At 70.2% G+C, this 8,198-nt stretch carries 6 protein-coding genes; 5 read left to right on the forward strand and 1 reads right to left on the reverse strand.

What is annotated here, in order from left to right:
• On the forward strand, nucleotides 1–1,047 hold a 1,047-nt coding region (gene cofH, locus ACOADB_RS00840), incomplete at its 5' end, for a 5-amino-6-(D-ribitylamino)uracil--L-tyrosine 4-hydroxyphenyl transferase CofH (protein ID WP_378596029.1).
• Here the strand turns inward: cofH and ACOADB_RS00845 are convergent.
• Complete coding sequence (locus tag ACOADB_RS00845; RefSeq protein ID WP_378596030.1) at nucleotides 1,023–3,638, reverse strand: EAL domain-containing protein; 2,616 nt, start codon at nucleotides 3,636–3,638, stop codon at nucleotides 1,023–1,025. The two genes, cofH and ACOADB_RS00845, sit on opposite strands and share 25 nt — an antisense overlap.
• Before the next feature lie 242 nt (nucleotides 3,639–3,880).
• Here ACOADB_RS00845 and ACOADB_RS00850 point away from each other — a divergent pair, with 242 nt between their 5' ends.
• The 4 genes from ACOADB_RS00850 to ACOADB_RS00865 all read left to right on the forward strand — a co-directional run.
• Entirely contained in the window at nucleotides 3,881–4,963 is a 1,083-nt protein-coding gene (locus tag ACOADB_RS00850; RefSeq protein WP_378596031.1) for a sugar ABC transporter substrate-binding protein, read from the forward strand.
• Nucleotides 4,964–5,069: 106 nt separating this feature from the next.
• Nucleotides 5,070–5,867 (forward strand): ATP-binding cassette domain-containing protein, encoded by a 798-nt coding sequence (locus ACOADB_RS00855; RefSeq protein WP_378596032.1) that lies wholly within the window; start codon nucleotides 5,070–5,072, stop codon nucleotides 5,865–5,867.
• Nucleotides 5,868–5,878: 11 nt separating this feature from the next.
• Entirely contained in the window at nucleotides 5,879–7,171 is a 1,293-nt protein-coding gene (locus tag ACOADB_RS00860) for a sugar ABC transporter permease (protein WP_378596033.1), read from the forward strand.
• A 2-nt stretch (nucleotides 7,172–7,173) separates the two neighbouring features.
• Nucleotides 7,174–8,198 (forward strand): ROK family transcriptional regulator (locus ACOADB_RS00865; RefSeq protein ID WP_378596034.1); only part of this gene is annotated, 1,025 nt, incomplete at its 3' end.

Genomic DNA, 8,198 nt, shown 5'->3' on the forward strand with positions numbered 1-8,198 from the left:
CTGACCCTGATGACCGCCGAGGGCGACCTGCTCCGCGAGGTCGTCGCGCTGGCCGACCACCTCCGCAAGGAGACGGTCGGTGACGAGGTCACCTACGTCGTCAACCGGAACATCAACTTCACCAACGTCTGTTACGTCGGCTGCCGCTTCTGCGCGTTCGCCCAGCGCAAGACCGACGCCGACGCCTACTCCCTGTCCTACGACGAGGTCGCCGACCGCGCCCAGGAGGCGTGGGACCTCGGCGCGACCGAGGTCTGCATGCAGGGCGGCATCGACCCCGAGCTGCCCGCGACGGCGTACTTCGACATCGCTGCTGCCGTGAAGCAGCGGGTGCCCGAGATGCACGTGCACGCGTTCTCGCCGATGGAGGTCGTCAACGGCACCGCCCGCACCGGCCTGTCGATCGAGGACTTCCTGATCAAGGCCCGCGAGTCCGGCCTCGGGTCGTTGCCCGGCACCGCCGCGGAGATCCTGGACGACGAGGTCCGCTGGGTGCTGACCAAGGGCAAGCTCCCGACCCGCACCTGGGTCGAGATCGTCTCGACCGCGCACCGCATCGGCCTGCCCACGACCTCGACGATGATGTACGGCCACGTCGACAACCCGCGGCACTGGGTCGGCCACCTCAACGTCCTCAAGGGCATCCAGGACACGGCGTTCGAGAACGGCGGGACCGGGTTCACCGAATTCGTGCCGCTGCCGTTCGTGCACACCTCCGCACCGATCTACCTCGCCGGCGTCGCGCGTCCGGGTCCGACCCTGCGCGACAACCTCGCGGTCCACGCGATGGCCCGCATCCTGCTGCACGGCCGGATCCGCAACATCCAGACCTCCTGGGTCAAGCTCGGCGTCGACGGCACCCGCGCGATGCTCAACGCCGGCGCCAACGACCTCGGCGGCACCCTCATGGAGGAGACCATCTCCCGGATGGCCGGCTCCGAGCACGGCAGCGCGAAGACCGTCGCCGAACTCGTCGAGATCGGCGCGGGCATCGACCGGACCGTTCGCGAGCGGACGACCCTCTACGGAGTCCCGACCGTCCGGTGAGGGCGGCCGGACGCACGCCCGGTCCGCTTCGCTTCGTACATCCGCTGGTCTGCACGGCGCATCAGCTCGGTGGCATCCGTGTCGTCGGCCACCAGCACCGCGCCCACGCTGACGCCGACCCGGACGTGGCCCGAGGACGGGTGGGCGTCGATCGCGCGCTGCACGACGCCGCGCAGCCGGGCCGCGAGCCCGGAGCACTGCGCCGGATGGTCCACGTGCACCACCAGCATGAACTCGTCACCGCCGATCCGGGTGACGCGGTCCTGTCGCGCAGTCCCCTCGATCAGCGACTGCGCCACCGCGCACAACAGGCTGTCGCCCACGGCATGTCCCAGCAGGTCGTTGACACCCTTGAAGCCGTCCAGGTCGAGCATGACCAGCGCGTACGTCGACCCGCCCGGCGCCAGGGCCGCCGCAAGCGCCTCGTCCAGGTCCAGCCGATTGCCGACTCCGGTCAGTGGGTCGACACGTCCCTCCGCGCGCAACCGGTCCTGCTCCTGGCGGTGCGGCGTCACGTCGACCAGCGCGTGGAGGTACATCAGCTCACCGCGAGGGCCTCCGACCTCCTGCGTTCGAACGTCCACCAGGCGCACGTCGCCCCTCGCATCGACGATCCGTGCGTGGAATCCGCCGCCCTCGATCTCCGGGTGGTCACGCGTCGGCAACCAGCGAGTGAGGTCCTGGCCGACGAGCAGCTCGAGCGGCACCGCCCACAGGGCACCCGCCGCGGGGTTGGCCAGGCGGACCTGGTCGGAGCTGTCGGTGATCACCAGCGGAGTGGGCGTGGCCGTCATGATCGACATCAACCAGTCGTTCGCGTCCCGCAGGTCGGACTTCAACCGACGCCGGCGCCGATCGGCCGCCAGCCACAGGAGCACCGCCACCAGCGCAGCACCGACGACCACGAGCAGGACGCCGGTGCTGAGCTCGCCGTCACGGGAGCCGAGCGCCGCCGCACCGGGTTGCTCGGCCAGCAGCCAGCCGCCGATCGCCGCCACCTCGTGCACTGCCCAGACGGTGTCGTCCCCCGGGTTGCTGGAGTCCTCGCGTCGTCCAGCGAGACGCGGGTCGCTCGTGGGCAGCCCGATCCGGTCATCGGGCGCCGCCAGGGTGGTGCCCCGGCCGTCGACCAACGTGACGCTGATGCCGTGGTGGTCCAGCACGTCATCGAGCTGCTCCTGCAGTGCCGTCAGCGTCATCGTCGCGACGACGTACCCGGAGATCCTCCCGTTGCCTGCCCGGACGGCGGCCGCCACGGCGAGCGCCCAGGGGCGACCCGGCGCCAGCAGCTGGAAGGCCTCGGACACGTAAGCGCCCTCCGCATGGCGAGCGCCGACGTACCAGTCGCGGTAGGCGAAGTTGCGACCCACCAGGCTCGGGTCCGGCTTGGGTGCGAGGTCGATCAGGTTGCCCGAGGCGTCATAGAGCGAAGAACTGAAGACACCCGTGGTGGCCGATCCCAGGGCGGCCAGCGAGGCACTGATGAGCCCGGGGTCCCGGTCACTCAGGGCGCGCCGCACCTCGTCGTTGCGGGCATACGCGGCGACCACGTCGCGCAGTCCTCCGAGCTGTACGTCGACCTGCCGGGCCGCCAGCGCATCGACCGCGGTCAGTCTCTGCTGCACGGAGGCACCGAGGGACGCCTGGCTCGCCCGACGGTCAGCGGTGGCGATCACCGCGATGGCGATGAGGGCCACGCAGACCAGGGCCGCCAACGCAGTGGTCGCTGCCCGGTCCAGGGAGGCGAATCGACGGGACGGGCGTCGTACCGACACGTCCTGCAGGGTGACCGCAGCAACCGGATGGGCCAGCGCGCTCGAGGCGCCGCCCTCGACGGCCATCAGGGCCTCGAACGTGATCGCGTCCAGCGGCCGGCTCATCAAGAAGCCCTGCCCGAGCGCACAACCGAGGCGCCGCAGGGCCGCCACCTGCTCGGGCCGTTCGATTCCCTCGGCGACGACATGGACCCCCAGCGAGAGGCAGAACCTCAGCAGTGACTCAGCCATCCGCTCCTGCGGCCCACCGGTGCCGAGGAACTGCACGAAGGAGCGATCCACCTTGATGCCATCGACCCGGAAGCGCCGCAGGTAGTCGAAGCTCGCGTTCCCGGTGCCGAAGTCATCGAGCGTGATGTTGCAGCCCAGGTCGGCCAGGGTCGACAGGACCTGTTCGTGTCCGCGGCCGGTCCGGGACAGCAGGGTCTCGGTCAGCTCGACGATGACGGCGTCGAGGGGCAGGCCGGCGCGGGCCGCGACGCGCACGAACCGATCGGCCAGGTCTGGGTCGTCGAGATCGGCCGCGGACAGATTGATGGCCAGGCAGAGCCGCGCTCCGCCGGGCTGGGCCCTCCAGCGCGCCACTTGTTGCGCGGCCATCGCGAAGACCATCGCATCGAGCCGGGTGACCAGCCCGGTCTGCTCGGCCACGCCGAGGAATGCGTCGGGTGCGTGGACCACGCCACTGGCCGGGTCCCTGATCCGCGCGAGCGCCTCGACGGCGACGATCTCGCCGGTCCGCAGGTCGTAGCAGGGCTGGTAGTGGACCTGGAGGTGGCCGTTGTCGAGGGCGTGCTCGACCTGGTCAACGCTCATTCGCCGCGTCGCCGTCGTCGCCATGCTCTCCCCTCGCGGACGGATTCCGCCGGATCGGACACTCCAGCCATCGGCGAACGGAGCCCGGAACTGAGAAAGTCGGCATGTCGCAGGAAAAGAATGCCGTCGACCTCTGGACGTGACGTCGATCACTCCATATGTTGTTTGGAACAACATATGACTGGCACGTGCGCGCCGACCGACGACGCCATCGAGCCGGCATCGCTTAGGAGGCGGTTGATGTGAAGCGCACGCACTTCGCGGTAGTGGCTGCGGGACTCGGGCTCGCCCTCTCCCTCTCGGCCTGTGGATCGGACGACGGCACGGACTCGGCCGGCGACAAGGACGCCATCGAGGGCAAGATCGGCGTGATCCTCCCCGACACGGAGTCGTCGGTCCGCTGGGAGAGCGCCGACCGTCCCGCCCTCGAGACCGCCTTCAAGGCGGCCGGGGTCGAGTACAGCATCCAGAACGCCGAGGGCGACGCGGAGAAGATGGCCCAGATCGCCGACTCGATGATCGCCGACGGCGTCACCGTGCTGGCCATCGTCAACCTCGACTCCGCCTCGGGTGCGGCCATCCAGGAGAAGGCGAAGTCGCAGGGCGTCGCCACGATCGACTACGACCGGCTCACCCTCGAGGGCTCGGCCGAGTACTACGTCTCCTTCGACAACACCGTCGTCGGCGAGCTGCAGGGCCAGGGCCTGGCCGACTGCCTCGGCGACAAGGACGCCAACATCATCTACCTCAACGGCTCCCCGACGGACAACAACGCCACGCTGTTCTCAGCGGGCGCGCACAGCGTCCTGGACAAGATCACGTCCTACAAGAAGGTCGGCGAGCAGGCCGTTCCCGAGTGGGACAACGAGGAGGCTGCGGTGATCTTCCAGCAGCTCTACACCCAGGCCGACGGCAAGGTCGACGGCGTGCTGGCGGCCAACGACGGTCTCGGCGGCGCGGTCATCTCGATCCTCGAGGGCAACGGGCTCGCCGGCAAGGTGCCCGTGACCGGGCAGGACGCGACGGTCGAGGGCCTGCAGAACATCCTCGCCGGCACCCAGTGCATGACGGTCTACAAGTCGGCGACGCAGGAAGCCAATGCCCTCGCCGAGGCCGCGATCGCCCTGGCCAGCGGCAAGGACGCCGAGACCACCGGCACCACGAAGGACTCGGAGAGCGGCCGCGAGGTGCCCTCGATCCTGCTGGAGCCGAAGGCCATCACCAAGGACAACGTCGGCGACGTGATCGACGACGGCGGCCAGAAGCTCGCCGACGTCTGCACCGCCGACTTCGCCGACGCCTGCAAGGCCGCCGGCCTGTCCTGACCCCCCACCGGTCCCCGCGCCGGCACCCAGGTGCTGGCGCGGGGCCTCCCGGTCCGACAAAGTTCGTTGGACCGAACAACAATCTTCAGCCCAATGGAGGGCCGTGATGAGCAACGAGTACGCCGAACCCGGCCCGCAGCCCCTGCTGGAGCTGCGCGGTGTGAACAAGAGCTTCGGGGTGGTGCACGTCCTGCATGACGTCGACTTCGCGGTCTACCCCGGGCAGGTCACCGCACTCGTCGGAGACAACGGCGCCGGCAAGTCGACCCTGGTCAAGGTGATCGCGGGCATCTACGGCCGCGACAGCGGCGACTACCTCTTCGAGGGAACGCCCGTCCACGTCAGCAATCCCCGTGACGTCGCAGCCCTCGGGATCGAGGTCGTCTACCAGGACCTCGCACTGTGCGACAACCTCGACATCGTGCAGAACATGTTCCTCGGCCGGGAGACCCGCAAGGGCCTGGTCCTGGACGACATGTCGATGGAGGACCGCGCCCGCGAGACCCTCGCCTCGCTCTCCGTGCGCACCGTCAAGTCCGTGCGCCAGAGCGTGGCCAGCCTTTCCGGTGGTCAACGCCAGACAGTGGCGATCGCCAAGGCCGTGCTCTGGAACTCCCGGATCGTGCTCCTCGACGAGCCGACCGCTGCGCTCGGGGTCGCCCAGACCCGGCAGGTGCTCGACCTGGTCCGGCGCCTCGCCGACCGTGGCCTGGGCGTCGTGCTGATCTCGCACAACATGAACGACGTCTTCGAGGTGGCCGACCGGATCACGGCGCTCTACCTCGGGCGGGTCGCCGCCGACGTACCGACCTCGAGCGTGACGCACAACCAGGTCGTCGAACTGATCACCGCCGGACGCTCCGGCGATCTCGGCATTCGCGACGTCGCCGCGGCGACGATCTGAGGAGGAGTGCGATGAGCGCCCAGTCCACGACCCCTGCCCCCTACGCCCCCGGCCCCGGTCTCCCCGAGTCCGACTTCACCGGCGACGGCCGCAGCGCCGCCACCATCGGCGATGCCGCCCGCGACTACGTCAACCGCCTGCGCGGCGGCGACATGGGCTCCCTGCCCGCGCTGCTCGGGCTCGCCGTGCTGTTCACGGTGTTCGCGCTGTCGCACGACAAGTTCCTGACGACGTACAACCTGACCAACCTGGTCATCCAGTCCGCCTCCATCTGCGTCCTGGCCATGGGACTGGTCTTCGTCCTGCTGCTCGGCGAGATCGACCTGTCCGCCGGCGTCGCCGGCGGCGCCTCGGCGACCATCACCGCCCTGGTCATCCTCGACCACGGCTGGCCCTGGTGGGGCGCCGTACTGGCCGGCATCGCGGTGGGTGCCCTCATCGGACTCGCCATCGGTGTCCTGGTGTCCCTTCTCGGGATCCCGTCCTTCGTGGTCACCCTCGCGTTCTTCCTCGCCCTGCAGGCAGTCCCCCTGAAGCTGATCGGCTCGGGCGGCTCGCTCCGCTTCAACGACGAGGTGCTGCGGGGACTCTCGATCAAGAACGTGCCCGTCGGCGTGGGGTGGGTCGCGGCGGTGGTGCTCGTGCTCGGCTTCGCCGGCCTGACGCTCTGGCAGCACCGCTCCCGGGTGGCCAAGGGACTGGTGCACAAGCCGATGGCGCTGGTGGGCGTCCAGATCGTCGCCTTCGCCGTGGTGGTGCTCGGGCTCACCGCGCTCCTCAGCCAGAACCGCGCGGTCAACCCCGCCATCTTCAACATCAGCGGCATCCCCTGGGTCGCCCCCGTGGTCATTGCCCTGCTGCTCCTGTGGACCTTCGTGCTGACCCGCACCCGTTTCGGACGCCACCTGTACGCCGTCGGCGGCAACGCCGAGGCAGCGCGTCGCGCCGGCATCAACGTCACGCGGATGAAGATCGCTGCCTTCGTCATCTGCTCCGGCATGGCTGCGGTGTCCGGCATCCTCGCGGCGTCGTACACCGGCAAGGTCTCGCCGGGATCCGGCGGCGGCAACGAGCTGCTGTACGCCGTGGGCGCGGCCGTGATCGGCGGCACCAGCCTGTTCGGTGGTCGGGGTCGCGCCATCGACGCCGTCATCGGTGGACTGGTGATCGCCACCATCCCCAACGGGCTCGGGCTGCTCGACCAGGCCAGCTACATCAACTTCATCGTGACCGGCGGCGTGCTGCTGCTGGCCGCGAGCGTGGACGCCGTCTCGCGCCGCCGTCGCTCGGCGACCGGGGTCTAGGCATGGCGGGGGCACAGCGCGGGACGGGGACCAACCAGGAAGCCGTCCGGCGCCACAATCTCGGGACCCTCCTGCGCCACGTCCACGACGCCAGCGAGCTGTCGCGGGCCGACCTGACGGGCCGGATGGGCCTGAACCGCTCGACGATCGCCGGCCTGGTGGGCGAGCTCGACACGCTCGGCCTGATCGAGCACGCCAGCCCCGCGACCGAACGCCGTGGCGCCGGGCGACCCTCGGCCGGCGTACGGATCCGGGACGACGGTCCGTACGTCGTCGCGGTCGACCTCGGCGTCGACCAGGCGACCGTGGCCTGCGTCGGGCTGGGCGGACGTGTCGGCCAGCGCGCGAGCGCGCCGATCCCGGAGGAGACGGAGGCGTGGCAGGTGGGTGCGACCGTCGCCGCCCTGATCCGCCAGGTCGTCGCCCTCTCCCCCGCTGATGCGCCGCTGCTCGGCATCGGCGTCGCCGTCCCCGGTCTGGTACGACGCAGCGACGGCCTGATCCGGCACGCCCCGAACCTCAACTGGCACGACGTCTCGTTCGGGTCGATCGTCCTTGCGGCGCTGGCCCTCGACGTACCCATCGCGCTCGGCAACGACGCGGACCTCGGCGCGCTGTCCGAGCACCGGCGCGGTGCCGCGCAGAAGATCGACGACCTGGTCTTCCTCTCGGGCAACGTCGGTGTCGGTGCCGGAGTCATCACCGGCGGCCACCGGCTCGAAGGCGTGGCCGGCTACGCCGGCGAGGTCGGGCACCTCTGCCATGCCCCGGGCGGGATCCCGTGCCACTGCGGGAGCCGCGGCTGCTGGGAGACCGTGGTCGGCGCCCACGCCATCGCGCAGGCGCTCAGGGTCCCCGTCGACCAGGCCGCGCGACTCGGTGCCACGCTGGACGAGATGACCACACCGGCGCGCGAGCTGCGCCCGATCGCCACCGAGCTGGGCCGTGGCCTGGCCGCAGTCGTGAACATCTTCAACCCCAGCGTGGTGATCCTCGGCGGCTGCTTCCGTCCGCTCTTCCGGCTCTG

The organism is Nocardioides sp. CPCC 206348 (assembly GCF_048654705.1).
Classification (GTDB): Bacteria; Actinomycetota; Actinomycetes; order Propionibacteriales; family Nocardioidaceae; genus Nocardioides.

Excerpts from the sequence above, each read along its gene's own strand:
- ACOADB_RS00845 (WP_378596030.1), bottom strand. The coding sequence starts at position 3,638 with ATGAGCGTTGACCAGGTCGAGCACGCCCTCGACAACGGCCACCTCCAG.
- ACOADB_RS00855 (WP_378596032.1), top strand. The coding sequence starts at position 5,070 with ATGAGCAACGAGTACGCCGAACCCGGCCCGCAGCCCCTGCTGGAGCTG.
- ACOADB_RS00860 (WP_378596033.1), top strand. The coding sequence starts at position 5,879 with ATGAGCGCCCAGTCCACGACCCCTGCCCCCTACGCCCCCGGCCCCGGT.